Annotated in this window: 20 protein-coding genes; 11 read left to right on the top strand and 9 right to left on the bottom strand. The window is 65.9% G+C overall.

The features are described 5' to 3' along the window. The first annotated feature begins 39 nt into the window (after positions 1 to 39). On the top strand, positions 40 to 1,659 hold the full coding sequence (locus A9X00_RS07595; protein WP_067151333.1) for an acyl-CoA synthetase: 1,620 nt from the start codon (positions 40 to 42) through the stop codon (positions 1,657 to 1,659). Here the strand turns inward: A9X00_RS07595 and A9X00_RS07590 are convergent. Next, positions 1,643 to 2,545, bottom strand: coding sequence for a hypothetical protein (locus tag A9X00_RS07590; protein WP_067151330.1), 903 nt, complete (start codon positions 2,543 to 2,545; stop codon positions 1,643 to 1,645). The genes A9X00_RS07595 and A9X00_RS07590 overlap by 17 nt on opposite strands. 178 nt (positions 2,546 to 2,723) lie before the next feature. On the opposite strand from A9X00_RS07590, the gene A9X00_RS07585 reads away from it, so the two are divergent. The 8 genes from A9X00_RS07585 (at position 2,724) to A9X00_RS07550 (ending at position 9,428) form a co-directional block, all read left to right on the top strand. Next, entirely contained in the window at positions 2,724 to 3,338 is a 615-nt protein-coding gene (locus tag A9X00_RS07585) for a TetR/AcrR family transcriptional regulator (RefSeq protein ID WP_067151327.1), read from the top strand. Between the two features lie 105 nt (positions 3,339 to 3,443). Further along, the gene (locus tag A9X00_RS07580; protein ID WP_067151324.1) at positions 3,444 to 3,923 is read left to right on the top strand and encodes a nuclear transport factor 2 family protein; all 480 of its coding nucleotides are present in this window, start codon (positions 3,444 to 3,446) and stop codon (positions 3,921 to 3,923) included. Beyond that, a complete protein-coding gene (locus A9X00_RS07575) occupies positions 3,920 to 4,792 on the top strand; it encodes an SDR family NAD(P)-dependent oxidoreductase (protein ID WP_067151320.1) in 873 nt (290 codons plus the stop codon). Before A9X00_RS07580 ends, A9X00_RS07575 begins: the two co-directional genes overlap by 4 nt. Position 4,793: 1 nt before the next feature. Then, positions 4,794 to 5,738, top strand: coding sequence for an alpha/beta hydrolase (locus A9X00_RS07570; RefSeq protein ID WP_067151317.1), 945 nt, complete (start codon positions 4,794 to 4,796; stop codon positions 5,736 to 5,738). Between the two features lie 87 nt (positions 5,739 to 5,825). Continuing rightward, on the top strand, positions 5,826 to 6,902 hold the full coding sequence (locus A9X00_RS07565; RefSeq protein ID WP_067151313.1) for a hypothetical protein: 1,077 nt from the start codon (positions 5,826 to 5,828) through the stop codon (positions 6,900 to 6,902). A 17-nt stretch (positions 6,903 to 6,919) separates the two neighbouring features. Beyond that, positions 6,920 to 7,702 (top strand): SDR family NAD(P)-dependent oxidoreductase, encoded by a 783-nt coding sequence (locus tag A9X00_RS07560; protein WP_067151311.1) that lies wholly within the window; start codon positions 6,920 to 6,922, stop codon positions 7,700 to 7,702. 91 nt (positions 7,703 to 7,793) lie between these two features. Next, positions 7,794 to 8,354, top strand: a complete 561-nt coding sequence (locus A9X00_RS07555; protein WP_156771978.1) for a hypothetical protein — start codon at positions 7,794 to 7,796, stop codon at positions 8,352 to 8,354. Between the two features lie 198 nt (positions 8,355 to 8,552). Further along, positions 8,553 to 9,428: a cyclopropane mycolic acid synthase family methyltransferase gene (locus tag A9X00_RS07550; RefSeq protein WP_067151305.1), complete on the top strand. Its 876-nt coding sequence runs from the start codon at positions 8,553 to 8,555 to the stop codon at positions 9,426 to 9,428. Between the two features lie 8 nt (positions 9,429 to 9,436). Here A9X00_RS07550 and A9X00_RS07545 read toward each other — a convergent pair whose 3' ends face one another. Next, positions 9,437 to 9,739, bottom strand: a complete 303-nt coding sequence (locus A9X00_RS07545) for a ferredoxin (protein ID WP_067151302.1) — start codon at positions 9,737 to 9,739, stop codon at positions 9,437 to 9,439. Then, positions 9,739 to 10,863: a Rieske 2Fe-2S domain-containing protein gene (locus A9X00_RS07540; RefSeq protein WP_067151299.1), complete on the bottom strand. Its 1,125-nt coding sequence runs from the start codon at positions 10,861 to 10,863 to the stop codon at positions 9,739 to 9,741. The genes A9X00_RS07545 and A9X00_RS07540 overlap by 1 nt, the downstream gene beginning before the upstream one ends. A 100-nt stretch (positions 10,864 to 10,963) precedes the next feature. On the opposite strand from A9X00_RS07540, the gene A9X00_RS07535 reads away from it, so the two are divergent. Beyond that, positions 10,964 to 12,667 (top strand): 3-ketosteroid-delta-1-dehydrogenase, encoded by a 1,704-nt coding sequence (locus A9X00_RS07535; protein WP_067151296.1) that lies wholly within the window; start codon positions 10,964 to 10,966, stop codon positions 12,665 to 12,667. Here A9X00_RS07535 and A9X00_RS07530 read toward each other — a convergent pair. From A9X00_RS07530 to A9X00_RS07505, 6 genes are all read right to left on the bottom strand, one after another. Beyond that, entirely contained in the window at positions 12,664 to 13,338 is a 675-nt protein-coding gene (locus tag A9X00_RS07530; RefSeq protein ID WP_067151293.1) for a PadR family transcriptional regulator, read from the bottom strand. The two genes, A9X00_RS07535 and A9X00_RS07530, sit on opposite strands and share 4 nt — an antisense overlap. Before the next feature lie 80 nt (positions 13,339 to 13,418). Continuing rightward, entirely contained in the window at positions 13,419 to 14,294 is an 876-nt protein-coding gene (locus A9X00_RS32315; RefSeq protein ID WP_197515092.1) for a DUF2510 domain-containing protein, read from the bottom strand. An 81-nt stretch (positions 14,295 to 14,375) separates the two neighbouring features. Further along, positions 14,376 to 14,756 (bottom strand): NINE protein, encoded by a 381-nt coding sequence (locus A9X00_RS29665; protein ID WP_082974838.1) that lies wholly within the window; start codon positions 14,754 to 14,756, stop codon positions 14,376 to 14,378. Between the two features lie 97 nt (positions 14,757 to 14,853). Then, positions 14,854 to 15,744: an alpha/beta hydrolase fold domain-containing protein gene (locus A9X00_RS07515; RefSeq protein ID WP_067151287.1), complete on the bottom strand. Its 891-nt coding sequence runs from the start codon at positions 15,742 to 15,744 to the stop codon at positions 14,854 to 14,856. Then, positions 15,741 to 16,595, bottom strand: coding sequence for a hypothetical protein (locus tag A9X00_RS07510; protein WP_067151490.1), 855 nt, complete (start codon positions 16,593 to 16,595; stop codon positions 15,741 to 15,743). The genes A9X00_RS07515 and A9X00_RS07510 overlap by 4 nt, the downstream gene beginning before the upstream one ends. Before the next feature lie 78 nt (positions 16,596 to 16,673). Then, entirely contained in the window at positions 16,674 to 16,976 is a 303-nt protein-coding gene (locus A9X00_RS07505; protein WP_369830729.1) for a DUF1003 domain-containing protein, read from the bottom strand. Between A9X00_RS07505 and A9X00_RS32740 the strand changes: the two genes are divergently transcribed. After that, positions 16,882 to 17,124, top strand: coding sequence for a hypothetical protein (locus tag A9X00_RS32740; protein ID WP_369830728.1), 243 nt, complete (start codon positions 16,882 to 16,884; stop codon positions 17,122 to 17,124). The genes A9X00_RS07505 and A9X00_RS32740 overlap by 95 nt on opposite strands. Positions 17,125 to 17,326 lie beyond the last annotated feature (202 nt).

Raw genomic sequence — 17,326 nt, 5'->3', positions numbered from 1 at the left:
ACGGCACCCGACTCCACGTCGGCGCCTAACGTGGCGGACATGCAGTCCGACGACCTGGACGCGACCATCGCGCAGGCGCGCAGCCACGGGCTCGGTGATATCCCCCGCCGGTCGGCCCGCCGACAACCGGACAAGACCGCGGTCATCGACGGCGACGTCGTGCTGAGCTTCGCCGAGTTCGACAGGCTGGTCGACCGCGCGGCGGCGGCGTTGCACGACAACGGCTTTGGGCCCGGGGATCGCGTCGCCCTCCTGTCGCACAACTGCTGGCAGTACGCCGTGCTGGCATTCGCGACGGCCCGGGCCGGGGTGGTGCTGGTCCCGGTCAACTTCATGCTGACCGCCGAGGAGATCTCCTACATCCTCGACCACAGCCGGGCCGGCGGATTCATTGTCGAAGCGGATTTGGCGGCGACGGCCGAAGAGGCGATGCGGCGCGGTGGGGTGGTCAAGACTCGCGTCGCTCTCGTGCCCGCCGGTCAGCACAGCCCGTCCGGCTGGGACGATTTCGCGCGGTGGCTGACCACCGACACCGCGGCGCCCAACCCGCACGTCGACGACGACCAGCTGGTGCGGCTGATGTACACGAGCGGCACCGAGTCCCATCCGAAGGCGGCCATGCACACCAGCCGCAGCCTGATGTGGCAGTACGTCAGCACCATTCTGGCCGGCGAGATGGCCCACGACGACGTCGAAATCCACTCGCTGCCGCTCTATCACTGCGCGCAGCTGGACAACTTCCTGGCCACCGACATCTACCTCGGCGCCACCAGCATCATCCTGCCGCAACCCGACCCCGAAACGGTGCTTCGCACGATCGAGCGGTACGGGGTCACCAACTACTTCGCTCCCCCGACGGTGTGGATCTCGCTGCTGCGATCGCCGGTGTTCGACGAGGTGGACCTGTCGAGCTTGCGCAAGGGCTACTACGGCGCCTCGCCGATGCCGGTCGAGATCCTGGCCGAGCTGCGGCAACGGCTGCCGAGTTTGCGGCTGTGGAATTTCTACGGCCAGACGGAAATGGCACCGTTGGCCTCCGCGCTGGGACCCGATGAGCAGGACGCACACGCCGGTTCGGCCGGGCGTCCGGTAGCCAACGTGGATACAACGATCCTCGACGAAGGCAACATCCCGGTCGCTGCCGGGGTCGTCGGTGAAATCGCGCACCGCAGTCCACATTTGATGCTCGGCTACCTCGACGACCCGGAACGCACCGCCGATGCCTTCAGGGGCGGCTGGTTCCACTCGGGCGACCTGGGTTTCTACGACGAGGACGGGCTGTTGCACGTCGTCGACCGCAAAAAGGACATGATCAAGACCGGCGGTGAGAACGTCGCCAGCCGCGAGGTCGAGGAGGTCCTCTACCGTCACAGCGGCATTCGAGAGGTTGCGGTCTTCGGCCTGGCGCACCCGCTGTGGGTGGAGGCCGTGGTGGCGGCGATCGTGCCCCGCGCCGGCGTGACACTGACGGAGGAGGACGTCGTCGCACACTGTCGAGAGCACCTGGCAGGATTCAAAACACCCAAACGAGTCTTCTTCGTCGACTCGTTGCCGAAAAATCCCAGCGGCAAGCTGCTCAAACGCGAGCTGCGAGAACGTTTCCGTTCAGCGACTGCTGACCAGACCGAGGCTGTGGAATCGGTCAGGAGACTCCGATGATGGGAATCTTCTTCATGGCGCTGGCCCGGGGGTCGGGCGCGGCCGCGGCAGCTCGATGGTTTTCCTCGCCGCGGGTGTAGGTCCAGACGCAGAATGGCTCGCCTTGGGCGAACTTGAAATCCTTTGGCGGCAAGTTGATGTCGAGTTTGCAGCCGGGAAAGAACGGAGCGGAAATCCGCTGCTCGAACGTGCAGTTCATCCAGGCGCGTGCCGGTGGGTAGAGGCCTTCGTCGGTGTATTTTTGCAGCACTTCACATCGCCGCATGTTGAGGACCACGTGGTCGGGATTGTGCACGATGTATTCACCGCCGTAGCCGAGTGTTCCGTCGATGCTGAGGCAGGCCAATTTGAGGTAGTCGACGACATGCACCGGCTCGATCCCGAGCACCTTGGCCAACTTGGGGTATTCGTAATCGATGATCAGTTGATACATGTCTGGCAGACCCAGCCAGACTTCGTCTTCCGGGAGGATCTTCGTCCACTGATCGATGAAGTAGTTGTGCCCCTTGAGATATTGGTCCCAGTAGGTCTTTATCAGCCGGATGAGAGCCTCTTTCGTGAGGTCCTCGGTCTGGACATCGAACGGGATCGCTTGGTACTGGGCATTCTTCCAGTCCCAGCCTGGCGGTGCGATGAACCGGCCCATGGGCATTACCTGTCGCATCCCGGCGCGTGACACCTCCGCGGCAACGTCCATGGCGGTGCTGATGCCTACCTTTGGGGCATAGGTGGTGACGTGAGCGTGGGGAACGAAGTTCAGGGTGTCCTCGAAGACGCGGGCCAGTCCCAGCAGGAACCCCCTCGAGAAGTCTTGGATGTTGCCGACTTTGCCCATGAAGTCGTGCGTGTAATCGTCGTAGTTCAAGTCGGCTTCTGCCGTGGTCATTGGAGGTCCTCCTCTGTAGCGATGTCGCGCCCTGTCAGATTCTGCATTTTGTGGCAGAATCTGACAGCAGCATGTTAGGCAGACCCGACACCGCCGGAACACTCAAGATGGCCACTGAGTGGGACACCGGACGCGGTCTGGATCACGATTCAACCCATACGCGGAAAAGGAGCCCGACGTGACTGCGCCCGCTAAGCCGACTTTGAGCGAACGGCGCGCGGAGCAGCTCCGCCTGGATATCGCGATAGCCGCGCGCGACATCTTCCTGACCGAGGGGTCGACGTCCGCGACTGTCGAGCGCATCTGCGAGGCGGCCGGCATCGCGCCTCGCACCTTCCACCGCCACTTTCCGGTCAAAGAAGACGTCGTCATGCCGCTGTTTCGCGAGTTCGGCAGGCTGAGCGTTCAAGTCCTCCGAGACGCGCCAGCCACGAGCAATGCCGTCGACACGTTGGTGGAGGCATTCAGCACCGAAGTCCCCAAGCGCGGGCAGGTTGAGACGGACCGCCGGTTCCTGTCGCTGATGATCAAAGATCCGCAATACCGACTGCGCTGGCTTGATTGGGGGCAAAACCTGGCCGAGCCCATCTCAGAGTTTCTTGCCGCGCGGTTCGACCTCGGTGCGGACCCCTTTCACCGGGAACTGCCGGCGCAACTCGTGATCCAATGCTGCAGACACGCATACGTTCGCTGGGTGGAGGACGGCAACTTCCGCCGCTTGAAATCCGGGTTGCGAATGGGCATCGAGATGACACTTGCCTCCCTGTCGCCCCGTCCGGCCGGTCCGCGATAGGACCGCACATTCCCACGCGACGCCGGTGACCGCTGGCAGAGACCATGTTCCACTGACCGGGCATCGGGCCTGTCACCCGGGCCGCACCCGGAGTTGACTAGCCCCATGGCCAACGACATCACGCTGCCCGAATTGCAGGAGTTCATCGCCGGCTTCTGGTACCACTACGACGAGGCCCACTACGACGAGATGGCGGCCGGCTACGCCGACGATGTGCACTATCTGACCCGAAGCGACTCCGGCGCAAGCCCTTTCGAGGAACTGATGTCACCGGAGCTCAACGGTCGCGAAGCGGTGATGGAATGGCTGACGGCGCACCGGGAGCAGAGCCCGTATCCGTTGCGCCACCACGCCACGAATGTGCACCGCACCGGCACAGACGGTGACGTCACCCGGGCGCGGTTCTACATTTTTGTCAACCAGATCGCCAACTTTGTGCCGTTCGCCGTGTCCAGCGGGGTCGTCAACGTCGGCGTCCGGCGCGGGGCCAGCGGCCTTCAGTTCACCGAGATGGACGTCGTCCTCGACGCCACCAACTCGGTGCTGCTGTCGGAGTTGGCCGCCGACAGCACCGCGGGTTCGTGACTGCCAGAGAAGCATTTTCCGGCGGGGTCGCCGTCGTCACCGGAGCCGGCTCCGGCCTCGGCGCCGGATTGGCGCGCCATGCCAGCGCACTGGGAATGACCGTGGTGCTGGCGGACATCGACGGGGCGGCGGCCGCGCGGATCGCCGACGAACTGCGTGCCGCGGATGGGTCGGCGGTCGACGTCGTCTGCGACGTGCGCGACCCCAACGCCGTGCAGGACCTCGCTGAGCGGGTCTATCGGGATGTCGGCGCGGTGCGCTTGCTGGTCAACAACGCCGGCGTCGAACAGTTCGGCTATCTGTGGGACACACCGGTGGCCAACTGGCGGCGCACCATCGACATCAACGTCAGCGGCGTCTTTTACGGCGTGCGGGCTTTCCTGCCGAAGATGATGGCCACCGACGAGCGGGCGTGGGTGTGGAACGTTGCGTCGGTCGGCGCGGTGGTGGCGATTCCGTTGCAGGCCCCCTACATCGTCAGCAAGCACGCGGTGCTGGCGTTGACCGAGTGCCTGTACCTCGAGGTTGAATCCGCCGGGCACGCCAATCACATTCACGTGCAAGCCGTGCTGCCCGGCCCCGTGTCGTCCAACATCTTCGAATCGGCCGGCGGAATCGATGCCAGTGGTGCCGGTGACGTCGCCGCCGCCGAGGCGCAACGCTCCGCGATGCTGGACCTCAAAGGCACGGCCATGGACCCGACGGAAGCCGCCGAGACATTGTTCCAGCAGGCCACCGACGGGCGCTTCTACCTGCACACCCATCCCGACACGGTGGGCGCCGCGATGGCCGAGCGGGCCGATGTGCTTGCCTCACAACACCCCCCGGCGCTGCGCACCGAAAGCCGCTTCGGCACAACAAACCACTGACATGGCGACGCCCACGCTGGATCCCGACGCCGCGGCGCGCGTCGCGTCCTTCGGTGAGATCCCGCCCATGCGCCGACGTGGCCTGGCGGCGGTGCGCGCCGGGCTGGAATCCGCTCCCCTGCCCGACGCAATGCCTGAGATGGCCCGCATCGCTGAGGCTTCCATCCCCGGACCGGCCGGGGCGATCCCGGCACGCATCTACCGTCCCATCGATGATCCAGTGCAACCGGTGCTCGTCTACTTCCACGGCGGCGGACTTGTCATGGGCTCCAATCATTCGTTCGAACCGCTAGCGCGTGAGCTGGCGTCGAGGTCAGCAGCCACCGTCGTGGCGGTCGAGTACCGGTTGGCCCCGGAGTTCCAACCGCCGGCGCAGTTCGACGATGCGTACGCCGCGACCCAGTGGGTTTCCCGAAACGCCGCCGGCTTGGGCGTCGACTCCGAGCGGCTCGCGGTGGTCGGCGACAGCGCCGGTGGCTCGCTCGCCGCGGCAGTCGCGCTGGCCGCCCGTGACCGCGGTGGGCCGTCGATCTGCGCACAGGTGCTGCTGTATCCCGGGCTGGACCGCGACATGTCCGCCCCTTCCATTGGCGCGCTGGCTGATGCGCCGCTGCTCGCGCGCGACGACATCGACTACATGCACGCCCTCGTCGACGCTGACGCGGGTCCGCCCACCGACCCGTATCTGGTGCCCGCCTATGCCTCCGACCTGTCCGGCCTGCCGCCGGCGATCGTGGTGACCGGCGGCTGCGATCCCATCCGCGACTGGGGCGAGCGATACGCCGATCGCCTACGCGACGCAGACGTGCAGGTCACTTGCACCCGCTATCCGGGTGTGTACCACGGGTTTTTGATGCGCTCCGACGCGACCGCGCGCGGCCGGCTGGCCATCGCCGAGATCGGCGCGCTGCTGCGGGCCAAGTTCGGCCACCCCGTTCGTTTTTGACGTCCCGGTGACCGGACAACGATCGGCCGTATCGCGCTGGCCCCGACCACAATCGATCGATTGCAGACCTGCAAAAGGAGACAGCTGATGCTCACCGACGATCGGCGAATGGCGCTTTCCAACGTGCTGCGGCCGGCCGCACCGCCACGCGAAATCGACAACGTCTACACCGATGACCAGCGCGAGCGGATGCTCGACGTGGTGCGGGCGGAAGGCCCGTGGAAGCTGATCATCGCCCAACACTTCGCGTCGGCCGACGAGCTGATGGCCACGATGAGTGGGATGTTCCCGGAGGGATTCACCCCGTCGCTGGATTTGTTCCTGACCCCGACGTTCCGCGGCTACCTGGCCAATTACGGCGCGGTGCTCTACCCGCAACTGCACGACTGCTTCTACAACGAGCGCTTCCTGCAGCTGGCCAAGGCCTACTGGAGAGCCGAATACGCCAAGCCGCAGCTGATGTTGTTCAACATCAACGGTCCGTGCGCCAACCGCGACCCGGGGCACCTGGATTCGCCGAGCTTCCGCGGTGTGCGGCACGAGAATGCCCCAACCTGGCTGACCAGCGTGATGGGCAAATCCGGGCTTTTCCAGGACTACCTGATCAAGATGGCCCAGGTAATCACCTGGTTCTCCTTGGATGCCGGCAGCGGCTTCACCTACTGGCCCGATGGGCCGCTCAAGGAACCCAAGCGCATCCTGCCCCCGATCAACAACCGCGGCATCGTCGTCCAGAACGAGATGATGGTGCACCGCGGCGAGGCCAACGGACCCCTGGCTCAACAGATTCCGGCCGGCCTGGCCTTCGACACGATGTTCACCGGCGACCCGAGTCACCGCGACTACTGGTTGCTGAAGAACGGTGACGATGTGATCGCCCGCCACCATACTGACGAACTGCGCTTCCTGGTGCACTGGTCGGCCGAGGTGTTCGCGGACTACGACGAGCTGAGGAAGAACATGGAGGGCTCCGACGACCTTTCGGTCGAGAAGGCCATCGACATCATGGTCGACGACCTGAAGAGCAAGGGCGTCAAGCTCGACATCCCCAGCGAACCGCTGCACGATCCGGAGTTCGTCAGCGCCCTCAATGCCGCATACGACCTCGGCGGCCCGGCGGTCTACCCCGAGGAAGCCCCACTCAGCGCCTTTCAGCTGGCATAACCGAAAGGGCTTGGCTGATGGATCGTTTCGCAGACAGACGCGTCGTCGTGACCGGAGCGGGTTCCGGGATCGGACAGGCTACCGTGGCCCGGTTGCTCGATGAGGGCGCCACAGTCGTGGCCTACGACGTCTCGGCGGACGGGCTGGCGCGAACCGCGGCGGCCGCCGACGATGCCGGCACCGGTAAGCGACTGACCACCGCGGTCCTCGACATTTCCGACGAGGGCGCCGTAACGGCCGCGGTGGACGCGGCGCTGACCGAACTCGGCGGGCTCGAAGTGCTTGTCAACGCGGCCGCCATCCAGCGCTGCGCAAACACGCACGAGCACACGTTGGCCGACTGGAACGCCACCCTGGCGGTCAACCTGACGGGCACCTTCCTGATGACACGCCAGGCGCTTCCGGCGCTGCTGGCCTCCGGTCGCGGCGTGGTGGTCAACTTCACCTCCACCGCGGCATCGTTCGCGCATCCCTACATGGCGGCGTATGCCGCCAGCAAAGGTGGAGTGTTGTCATTCACGCACTCTCTGGCGCTCGAATACTCCAAACAGGGGCTGCGCGCAGTCAACATTCAGCCTGGCGGCGTCTCCACGGCCCTCGCGCTCACCACCCTGGACAAGATGCCCGAGGGTTACGACCTCGGCCTCTGGGCCAAGCAGACACCGCTGCTGCACGGGGCAGACAATCCCATCCTGGGCGACCCGAGCGCCGTGGCATCGGTAATCGCCATGGTCGCCTCCGACGACGGCGCATTCATCACCGGTACCGAGATCCGGATCGACGGCGGCGCGCACGCCTGAACTCTGCCGTCGAATCGGGGAAGTCATCGAGTCACGTGTGCCAGATTCCGCCGATCGGACCCATGGCGGCCGGAAAGCAAGGAACGATTTGATGGTCCCGAGTGCCGAAATCAACGGAGGCCGTGCGAACGAACAGGTTCTGCGATATCGGCTGGACGTTGTTGCCGCCAGTGCCGTCGACGTCGTGCGATCGGCGGGCGGCTGGCTATTTGACCGGGTCAGGGCGGGATGGGTGGTATCGGTGCTCACCGATGCGCCTGATGCCCGGCCGCTGCGGATCCTCGGCCTGCGCACCGTGGACCTCAAGTCAACGTCCTTATCGGAGTTTCTGTCGCCGTCGGACGGCACGGGCCGAAGTTTGGCGGTCAGCGCTGAGGTGTTTACCACGGACGCCCTTGTCCGCGAGCAGGTATGCAAAGCCATTGACCACCATCTGACTGAAGTCGCGTTGTGGGGTCAGGGGCGGACCGCTGGCGTCAATCGAGCGATGACCAGGGTCCAACACGTGTTAAGCCCAGCGGCGCGGGTCTTCAAGGGTTACGCGCTTGCCGCGGCCGGGACTCTTTGTGACTTAGTCGAACCCACCGAGACGCTGCTGTGTGGCCCGGCTACTTGCCTTCCGGTCGATTCGGACCTGATCCGGCTGGCGTAATGGCAATGGCCAATAATCACGGGCCCAACAGAATCAAAACCGCGCAAACGATTGCGTTGAAATCGCCTGGTTCCCTACCTCGCTATAGCGCCGAATTCGTGTAGCCTCCCGTACCGAATGGTGCGGATTAGTCGCGGGAACCCCGCCCAGGTGTGAAGTCGGCAGAGGGTTACCGCCCGAGCCGTGGCGAGAGGACGCATGCCAGAAAGCGCTCAGAGCCTGCGGCCCCACTTCGAGGACGTGCAGGCGCATTACGACCTTTCCGACGACTTCTTCGCGCTGTTCCTAGACCCGACGCGGACGTACACCTGCGCCTATTTCGAGCGCGACGACATGACGCTGGAAGAGGCCCAGATCGCCAAGATCGACCTGGCGCTGGGCAAACTCGGCCTGCAGCCGGGCATGACGCTCCTCGATGTGGGCTGCGGTTGGGGCTCGGCGATGCTTCGTGCCGTGGAGAAGTACGACGTCAACGTGGTCGGCCTGACCCTGAGCAGGAATCAGGTGGCCTACGTCGAAAAGTTGTTCGCTGCATCGGACAGCCCCCGTTCCAAGCGGGTGCTGCTGCAGGGCTGGGAGCAGTTTCACGAGCCGGTGGACCGGATCGTCGCGATCGGCCCGCTCGAGCATTTCGGCTACGACCGCCACGCCCCCTTCTTCAAGTGGGCCTATAACATGCTGCCGGCCGACGGCACGATGCTGCTCCATACCATCGTGGTGTTGAGCCGGGAGCAGATCCGCCAGCGCACCCTTCCGTTGACGATGTGGCATATCCGTTTCGTGAAATTCCTTCTGGAAGAGATCTTTCCCGGCGGCCGGCTGCCGACGGTGGAAATGGTAGAAGAGAATTCCACGGCGGCCGGGTTCAGCGTCAGCCGGATCCATCGGCTGCGGCCGCATTACAAGAGGACGCTCGACATGTGGGCGACGGCCCTGGAGGCCCACAAGAGCGATGCGATCGCGCTCCAATCGGAAGAGGTCTACGACCGGTACATGAGGTACCTGACCGGTTGCGCCGAGTTGTTCCGCGACGGCTACACCGATTTGTGCCAGTTCACGCTGGAAAAGGGATAGTTCCCGAGTCAGGTTGTGGCGCGCACTGTTTCGTCGACGATCGACAGCGCCCCGCATCGCACCGCATCGACAATCGATTCGCTCAGGGCCGAGCACGCGAGGAACACCCCGCGGCTCCCGGGTGCCGAGATCCGCTTCGCGTCAAGGCGTTCGGCACACCGGGCGGTCGCGTCGGCAGTCCACTGCACACTGGTCTGGTTCCAGCTGCTCTTGCGGGCCAGCACTTGTGCGCCGCAGGCGCGGCAGGCCACCGGAATCATTGGCATCTCAGCCAGGCGATTGTCGTCGCTGACGGGCAAATCGAGCGTCATCATGCCTGGGCGGCCATGTTCGCCTCGACCTGTTTCATCCACGCCTCGTAGGGGCGGGTGGTGTCGAGCTCGAACTCGAAGCGGTCCACCATATCTGGCTGCACGTCGGCAACGTCGACATAAAACTGTTGGTACCAACGACGCAGCTGATACACCGGGCCGTCCTCCTCGACCAGGAGCGGGTTATCGATGCGCGCCTTGTGGCGCCAGATCTGCACATCCTGCTCGAAACCCAGCTTGACGAAGTCACCGAGACTGATCGCGGTCTGCATCGCGAGGTCTTGTGGCAACGCTTCAGATTTCTTGACGATGATGCCGTATTGAAGCACAAAGGAATTCGCATCGATCGGGTAGTGACAATTGATCAGCACCGTGTGGTGGTCAGCGTCCGGGTAGTGGTAGGTCAGGTCGTCGATCATGAAGGACGGCCCCCAGTACGACGCCACCGACGTGGTGCCGAGCATTTGCGCACCTTCGGTTCCGCCCAGGTCGGGGCGGCCCGAGCTATTCATGTACTGCGTCGCAACGTGTCCCTCAAAGATGTTCTTGAAATGCGTGGGCAACGAGCCGTGGATATAGAAGAAGTGCGCCATGTCCACGACGTTGTCGATGATTTCGCGGCAGTTGGTGTTCACGACGGTGGTGTACCAGTGCCAGTCGGTCCAGTCGTCACTGGTGGCGCCCTCGATGCGAGGAATGCTGACGTCGGGTGGGGGCGGGTTGTGTTCCGGGTCGTTCCACACGAACAACATGCCGTCCTGCACCAGCGTGTGCCAGGCCTGCGTGCGGGCCAGCCGCGGGGTGCGCCTGCTGTACGGGACTTCCTTGCATCGGCCGTCGCCGCCCCAGCGCCAGTCATGGAACGGGCACGCTATCTCGTTTCCCTTGACCTCGCCCTGGGAGAGGTCACCGCCCATGTGCCTGCAGTAGCCGTCCAGGACGTTGATGTCGCCGTCGCCGCTGCGGAACACAACAAGCTTCTGCCCGAAGGCGTTGACCGCGTGCGGCTTGCCGTCACCGAAGTCCCGGACCAGGCCGAGGCAGTGCCAGCCGCGGGCGAACCGCGTCGGCGTGGCCTGCGCTTCTATCAGCCGAACTTGGTCGGCATCCGACTGCAAAGTCATAGGCGCCATTCAACTCGCGGGCCGCGCAATGGGGCTGGCGTGTTCCACTCATCAGGAGGGCTCTTCCTTCGGCGCGTCAGCCCGGCATACCGTTCTCAGCGTGACTCAGCACAGCACGACGATTCCCGCCGGACTTCCGGTCGCCGATACCGTGGTCGACCTGCTGGTGATCGGTTCGGGCACCGGCATGGCCGCTGCGCTGGCTGCGCATGAGCTGGGCCTGTCGGTGCTCATCGTCGAGAAGTCGTCCCACGTGGGCGGCTCGACCGCGCGGTCCGGGGGCGCCCTGTGGCTGCCCGCGGGACCGGTGCTGGCCGATGCCGGGGCCAACGACACCGCCGAGCGTGCCGCAACCTATCTGGGCGCGGTGGTCGATGGGTCGGCACCAGCGGAGCGTTCCGTCGGCTTTGTGGCTCATGTGTCCACGACGGTTGAAATGTTGCGCCGGATGACCCCGCTGCGGCTCTTCTGGGCCCGCGACTATTCCGACTACCACCCCGAGGCGCCCGGTGGCAGCGCGGCCGGGCGCACCTGCGAGTGCCGGCCACTGGACACGTCGATTCTCGGTGAGTACCGCACCCGACTCCGGCCGGGCGTGCTCGAGGCGGGCTTCTCGATCCCGACGACCGGTGCCGACTACCGGTGGATGAACCTCGTGGTTCGGGTGCCCCGTAAGGGCATTCCGACGTTCGCCAAGCGGGTGGCACAGGGCGTGGGCGGTCGTCTGCTGGGCCGACGCTATGCGGCGGGCGGCCAGGGCCTGACGGCTGGGCTGTTCGCGGGTGTGCTGCGCGCCGGCATCCCAGTCTGGACCGACACCACACTGCTGCGTCTCGATGGCGACGATATCCGCGTGAGCGGCGCGGTCGTGAACCACGACGGCCGCGAGGTGAGAATCACGGCGCGGCGCGGGGTGGTGCTGGCCACCGGGGGTTTCGACCACAGCATGGAGATGCGGTGGAAATTCCAGTCAGAGTCGCTGGGTGCCAACTTCAGCCTGGGCGCCGAATCCAACACCGGTGACGGCATCCGTGCGGCGCAAGAACTCGGCGCCGACATCGATTTGATGGATCAGGCTTGGTGGTTCCCTGCCGTCGCGCCACTGCCCGGCAGGGCGCCCGTGGTCATGCTCGCCGAGCGGTCACTCCCCGGCTGCCTGATCGTCGACCAACACGGCCACCGTTTTTGCAACGAGTCGACCGACTACATGACGTTCGGGCAACGGTTGCTCGAACTGGAGCGGTCGGGAAGTCCGATCGAAACGATGTGGATCATCTTCGATCAGCAATACCGCAACAGCTATGTGTTTGGCGCGGAACTGTTTCCGCGGATGCCCATCCCGCAGGCGTGGTACGACGCGGGCATCGCGGCGCGGGCCGACAGCCTCGCCGGGCTGGCCGCGCACATCGGCGTTCCGGTGACGGAGTTCGCCCAGACGATGGCCCGTTTCAACGAAAGCGCCTGCGCCGGAGAGGATCCCGATTTCGGTCGGGGTCGCAGCGCCTATGACCGCTACTACGGCGACCCGACGATAACCCCGAACCCCAACCTGCGTCCGCTCGTCAAGGGCCCGTTTTATGCCGTGAAAATGGTGCTCAGCGACCTGGGCACCTGCGGGGGCCTGAAGGCGGACGAACGGGCGCGGGTGCTGCGCGAGGATGGAAGCGCGATCGCCGGGTTGTACGCGATCGGCAATACCGCCGCCAACGCATTTGGCACGACATATCCGGGGGCCGGCGCGACGATCGCGCAGGGCCTGGTCTACGGCTACATCGCGGCGCTCGAAGCAGCGGGAACCGACTAGTCAGCTGCGCGCTTGGCCTCGACCTGCTTCTCGACCTCACGCCAGTACCCCGGCGTGGGCCGCGGTTTGCCGAAACCGCTCTTCTCGGCCTTCTGGATGATGGTGTCGGCCTCGTCGATGTCCTTCATCAGTTCGAGCGCGAACTCACGCTCCGCGGCGTAGTACTTCGCCGCCCAGCGCAGGGCGAGCACCGAATACGCCCACGCCGGCTCGGCCTCGGCCCCATCAGCGTCCTCGACGGCTCTCCGATGCCTGGCTTCCACGTAGGCCACGTGCTCCTGCAGCAGTTCCTTCAGCCGCGCCGGATTGCTGAGGTGGCCGAACGTGACTCGCAACAGCACGCTGTGCTTGAGCACCGGCGGGTCCACCGGCGCCTCGTTGGTCCACTCGGTGACGGCCGCCATCCCGGCCCGGGTGATCTTGTAGAGCCGCCGACTACGGGCGCCCTCGTCGTGTTCGACGCGCGAGGTGACCAGCCCCAGACCCTCGAGTTTCTTCAGCTCCGTGTAGATCTGGCTGAACGACGGGCTCCAGTAGTACAGATCGACGCTCCAGTCGATCCACTTTTTGAGGTCGTATCCCGAGACTTCCTCTTCGTAGGACATCATTCCCAGCAGCGCCCAACTGGTGGCGGCAAGTGCCGACTTCACCCGCTTGTCGCTGTCGTCCATTTCGCCAGATTAACAACACCGGTCACATGGACGCGCCGCGAAGGACCGCTGGCCGGGACACCGAATCGCTCCGGAACTTCCTAGGCCCGGTCAGCCTTCGATCGTTCCATCCATAGCAGCACCACGCCCACCGCGGTGACGATCACCGCCCCCGCGTACACCATCATCCCGAAGGCCGGCGTGACGTTGACGAAGCCTTCGCCCTCGTTGTTCTTCGTGGCCACGGTGTGGAACCAGACGAACGTCAGGGCACCCAGCAGGGCGACCGCCACGCTGAGCCCGATGAGCCGGGCGGTCGGCACTCGGGATCCCGATACGGCGGGTAACGCCAAAAACGCCGCTACGACGGCCAACAGGATGACGACAAACTTGGCCGTTCCGTCGGCGGCGACGCCGTGTGAACTCAGCGTCCGGCCGAACAGCTTGAAGCTGACCGTCGCGAACGGCAGGAAGATCGAGATGACGGTGACGAGAAGTCCGCCCAGCACGATCCAGGCCGGGACCGACATCGTGGCGACCACGCCCTTGACCGCCGCGAGGCCGTCGGACTGTGCGTTCGGGCGGGGCTGCGCGGGCGTATCGGGTCCCTGGGGCGGCCCGGGTGGTGAATAGCGCGGCGGTGGCGGTCGATTGGCCGGCTGAGACGGCGGGCGGGGCAGGCGTGGGGGCTCCGTGGGCGCGGACGCGCGCGGAGGCGGCGGGGGCAGCGGCGCGGCGCGGGTCTGCGCCGCCGAGGGCACATTGGACCCCGGCGGCCGAGGCGGTAGCGGTGTGACCTGGGTCGGCGCCGCGGACGGCGTGGGCGGGGGTTGCTGCGGCGGCATGACCGGCGGGCGCGCGGCCCGCGCATCGGGTTTGCGCTGTTGGTGAGCTGTCCAGGTCTGGCCGTCCCAGTAACGCTGGGCGCTGGGGTCGCGTGGGTCGTCGTACCAGCCGGGCTGGTTGGGCGTCGTCATCGGCGGATCCTCCCCCGTGGACTCAACTGCCCACGCAAACGCGAGAATACGCGCGGCCATACTTGAGGCCCGGCGTGCGCCTCAGTCGCGCAGCGTGCGTCCCTCCGCGTCGGGCACCTTGCCGACGAGGATCATGATTCCGTCGATCAGCGGCCAGATGGCGCCGATCCCGCAGGTCAGCCAGGACACCGCGATTTGGGCGATACCGACGTTGGTGTAGCCGAGGTAGAAGCGGCCGACGCCGAAACTCCCGACGAAGATCTGCAGCAGCCCGGCGAGGAGCTTGCTCTTGTCCGACAGCGGCCGCCCGTAGGCGTCGACGCCGTACGGCGCGCCACCGTATGGAGCGACGCCCGGTACCGCGGCGGGGACGTTGGCGTGCCATTGCTGGCCGTCCCAATACTTTTGGCCGGGCTGGCCGCTCGGGTCCGGGTACCACCCGGCGGATGGCTGTTCGGTCATTGTGTTTCCCTCTCTTCTGAAGGCGATGAATGCACCTGCGGCTCAGCCGATTAGGCCCATCATCGCACCGGCGACCCGGATTTGTCCGGTATGCGCTTCAGTTCGCGCGCAACTGTTCGACGATGAGCGCTCGCGCGGCGCGGCCTTCCGGCGTCGGGGTGAGGGGGTAGACGTGCACCAGGCCGGGTTGTTCGTGGTAGTCGATCCGCACGCCGGCCGCCGCGGCCTTTTCGGCCAGCAGTCGCGCGTCGGGGTTGAGGATGTCGCGGGTGCCGCTGAACACGGTCAGTGGTCCCAGGCCGGACAGGTCGGCGTTCAGGGGGCTCACCATGGGGTCGGTCACCGGCACGTCACCACACCAGCGCCGCGCGAACTCCAGCAGGCCGACCCGCGTCAGCCACGGATCGTCGACCGCGTCGATCAACGGGTTGGTCAGCGACACGTCGAGAACGGGCGAGATCAGCACGGTTTCGGGCAGGACCAGGCGGTGTTCGTCGCGCAGTAGCAGCGCCGCCGACAGGGCCAGCTGCCCCCCGGCGGAATCCCCGGCCAGGCACACACTGTGGTCTGGCGTCGCCTTCTCGGAAACCAGCTCGGCGAGCCTGGGCACCACCTCGGCCGCGGTCGCGAACGGCACCAGCGGATAGATCGGCACGACCACCCGGACGAGTGCGTCGGCGGCGATCTGCACCGCCAATCTCCAATGCTGCGAAGCGATTTCGTTGACCCAGGCGCCGCCGTGCAGGTAGACGACCGTGCGCTGCGGCTCGCGCAACGACTGCGCTGTCAAGGTGTAGATCGGCCAAACCGATTCCCGGTCCAGGTGCAGGTTGACGTCCTTGCGCAAGCCCGGCGGCGGTCCGTAGAACTGCGGGTGCGCCGCGCGCCGATCGATGTGCTCGCGGGCGGTTTGCGCGCTGCGGTATGCGCGCGCCCGCGTCAGCGCAATGACGGCGGGCAGGGCCCGACTCCGCCAGCTGAGGCTCATCTGATCTGGACCCCACGCTTGCGCACCCACGCCAGCGCGGCGACGGTTCCCACGATCCAGACGGTTATGGCGATGGCCAGGTGCACGAAGCTCTTTGTGTCACGCCCGAACACCGGCCAGATCAACGCCGGAACTTTCGTCCACAGCAGGCGGTGTTCTACGCCGTTCATCGGGTCGGCGACGTAGTACAGGGCGTAGGGCAGCGTCAGCGCCAGGATCCAGGCTCCGGTGCGGCGACGATCGCCACGCTGCCGCCACCGCCGAAGCAGTGGCTCGACGCTCACCGGGTGCAGCACCGAGAAGAAATTGCCGACGCCCAGCCAGGACACGATGGGCACCGCGACGGTCGGGATGGTCACCGCCAGGCTTCCCGGCGTCTGGAACCACAGGGTGAGGGCCATCGCCGTCACCAGCGTCGGCAGCCCGACGATCGCCAGCAGCGCCAGGTTCTTGATCAGGAGCACTCGCCAGAACGGCACTCCGTCCGACAGCGCCTGTTGGACGCGGTAGTGGTCGGCGCCGAGCAGGTTGGTGGTGGTGACGTCCGCGAGGACCCACGAGGAAAAGTAGGTGCCGACCAAAACCGCCCAGTCGTGGTGGTGGCGGCCGGGGGTGAGCGGCTGCACCAGCAGCCACGCCGCGGCGAAGACGACGTTGGCCACCACCCCCATCAGCCAGTTACGCGGCGGTGTGAACGCCCAGCGGATCTCGGCCGCGACGGCCGGCGCGAGGTTTTGTTGCAAGTCCTTGGCGGCCCGCCTGGCCGCGGCGGGTCGGGGTGCCGTCGCGCGCGCCGCGGCACGCAGCGCGGCGTCCACTCGTGGACGCATCGTCGCCTGTAGTTCCAACATCTGCTCCCCCACATTAGAGCGGGTGTTCGTACTACCACCCACTCTGGCAATGCCTTTCGCCGCGTGTCGCGGCCGTTGTCAACTCGGCGGTCCGATATAGCGCCGGTGCAGTTCCTCGGTGAGGAGGTGAATTTCGCGGGTGAGCTCGGTGTTGGTCTTCAGCTCCAGGTCCTGCGTCTGGAAGTCATGGTCGGCGCGGGCCTGCTGGAAGGCCGCCTGACGGTTCTGACCGATCATCACGAAGGTCGACAGGAAGATCGCCTCGAGTGACACCGCCAGGGTCAGGGTGGGCCAGGGATTGCGTTCCAGGAAGACCATCCAGACGCCGAACAGGGCTGCGTGCAGCCAGACGAAGTTCATCGAGCCGGCAAACGCGGTTATCCGGTCGGCCAGCCGCAGCTGCAGGTTCTCGCTGCGCCTGCGGGCCTCGGCGAGGACGGCCGGGTGGTGCACCTGGCCGCTCCGCAGCAGCCGGCGCGGAATCAGTTGCGGGGTGTGGCGATGGGCGTCGGCCTCGGTCGTCATATGAGCGGTTCCTTTCGGTGCCGTGGCGGGACCCCGCCGCTGGCCAATGCTACTGATGCGACGCCGGCCAGCCGACGCCCAATGGCGCATCGGTAGAACGTGTTACAGTTTGCCCACCACGCGCGTAAGGAGGCCCGCATGGACGCCGTCATACCGGCCTGGCCACCCGAAAATTGCAGCGGCACAAGCGAATCGCGCCGCGCGTG

The sequence above is a fragment of the Mycobacterium sp. 1245805.9 genome (genome assembly GCF_001672915.1).
GTDB lineage: Bacteria > Actinomycetota > Actinomycetes > Mycobacteriales > Mycobacteriaceae > Mycobacterium.
Note: the sequence above shows the minus strand (reverse complement) of the source record. Positions and strands in the feature narration are given on the sequence as shown.

Bases quoted from the DNA above. Each gene is read 5' to 3' on its own strand.
- A9X00_RS07595 (WP_067151333.1), top strand. From the start codon at position 40: ATGCAGTCCGACGACCTGGACGCGACCATCGCGCAGGCGCGCAGCCAC.
- A9X00_RS07590 (WP_067151330.1), bottom strand. From the start codon at position 2,545: ATGACCACGGCAGAAGCCGACTTGAACTACGACGATTACACGCACGAC.
- A9X00_RS07580 (WP_067151324.1), top strand. From the start codon at position 3,444: ATGGCCAACGACATCACGCTGCCCGAATTGCAGGAGTTCATCGCCGGC.
- A9X00_RS07570 (WP_067151317.1), top strand. From the start codon at position 4,794: ATGGCGACGCCCACGCTGGATCCCGACGCCGCGGCGCGCGTCGCGTCC.
- A9X00_RS07565 (WP_067151313.1), top strand. From the start codon at position 5,826: ATGCTCACCGACGATCGGCGAATGGCGCTTTCCAACGTGCTGCGGCCG.
- A9X00_RS07560 (WP_067151311.1), top strand. From the start codon at position 6,920: ATGGATCGTTTCGCAGACAGACGCGTCGTCGTGACCGGAGCGGGTTCC.
- A9X00_RS07555 (WP_156771978.1), top strand. From the start codon at position 7,794: ATGGTCCCGAGTGCCGAAATCAACGGAGGCCGTGCGAACGAACAGGTT.
- A9X00_RS07550 (WP_067151305.1), top strand. From the start codon at position 8,553: ATGCCAGAAAGCGCTCAGAGCCTGCGGCCCCACTTCGAGGACGTGCAG.
- A9X00_RS07545 (WP_067151302.1), bottom strand. From the start codon at position 9,739: ATGACGCTCGATTTGCCCGTCAGCGACGACAATCGCCTGGCTGAGATG.
- A9X00_RS07540 (WP_067151299.1), bottom strand. From the start codon at position 10,863: ATGACTTTGCAGTCGGATGCCGACCAAGTTCGGCTGATAGAAGCGCAG.
- A9X00_RS07530 (WP_067151293.1), bottom strand. From the start codon at position 13,338: ATGGACGACAGCGACAAGCGGGTGAAGTCGGCACTTGCCGCCACCAGT.
- A9X00_RS32315 (WP_197515092.1), bottom strand. From the start codon at position 14,294: ATGACGACGCCCAACCAGCCCGGCTGGTACGACGACCCACGCGACCCC.
- A9X00_RS29665 (WP_082974838.1), bottom strand. From the start codon at position 14,756: ATGACCGAACAGCCATCCGCCGGGTGGTACCCGGACCCGAGCGGCCAG.
- A9X00_RS07515 (WP_067151287.1), bottom strand. From the start codon at position 15,744: ATGAGCCTCAGCTGGCGGAGTCGGGCCCTGCCCGCCGTCATTGCGCTG.
- A9X00_RS07510 (WP_067151490.1), bottom strand. From the start codon at position 16,595: ATGTTGGAACTACAGGCGACGATGCGTCCACGAGTGGACGCCGCGCTG.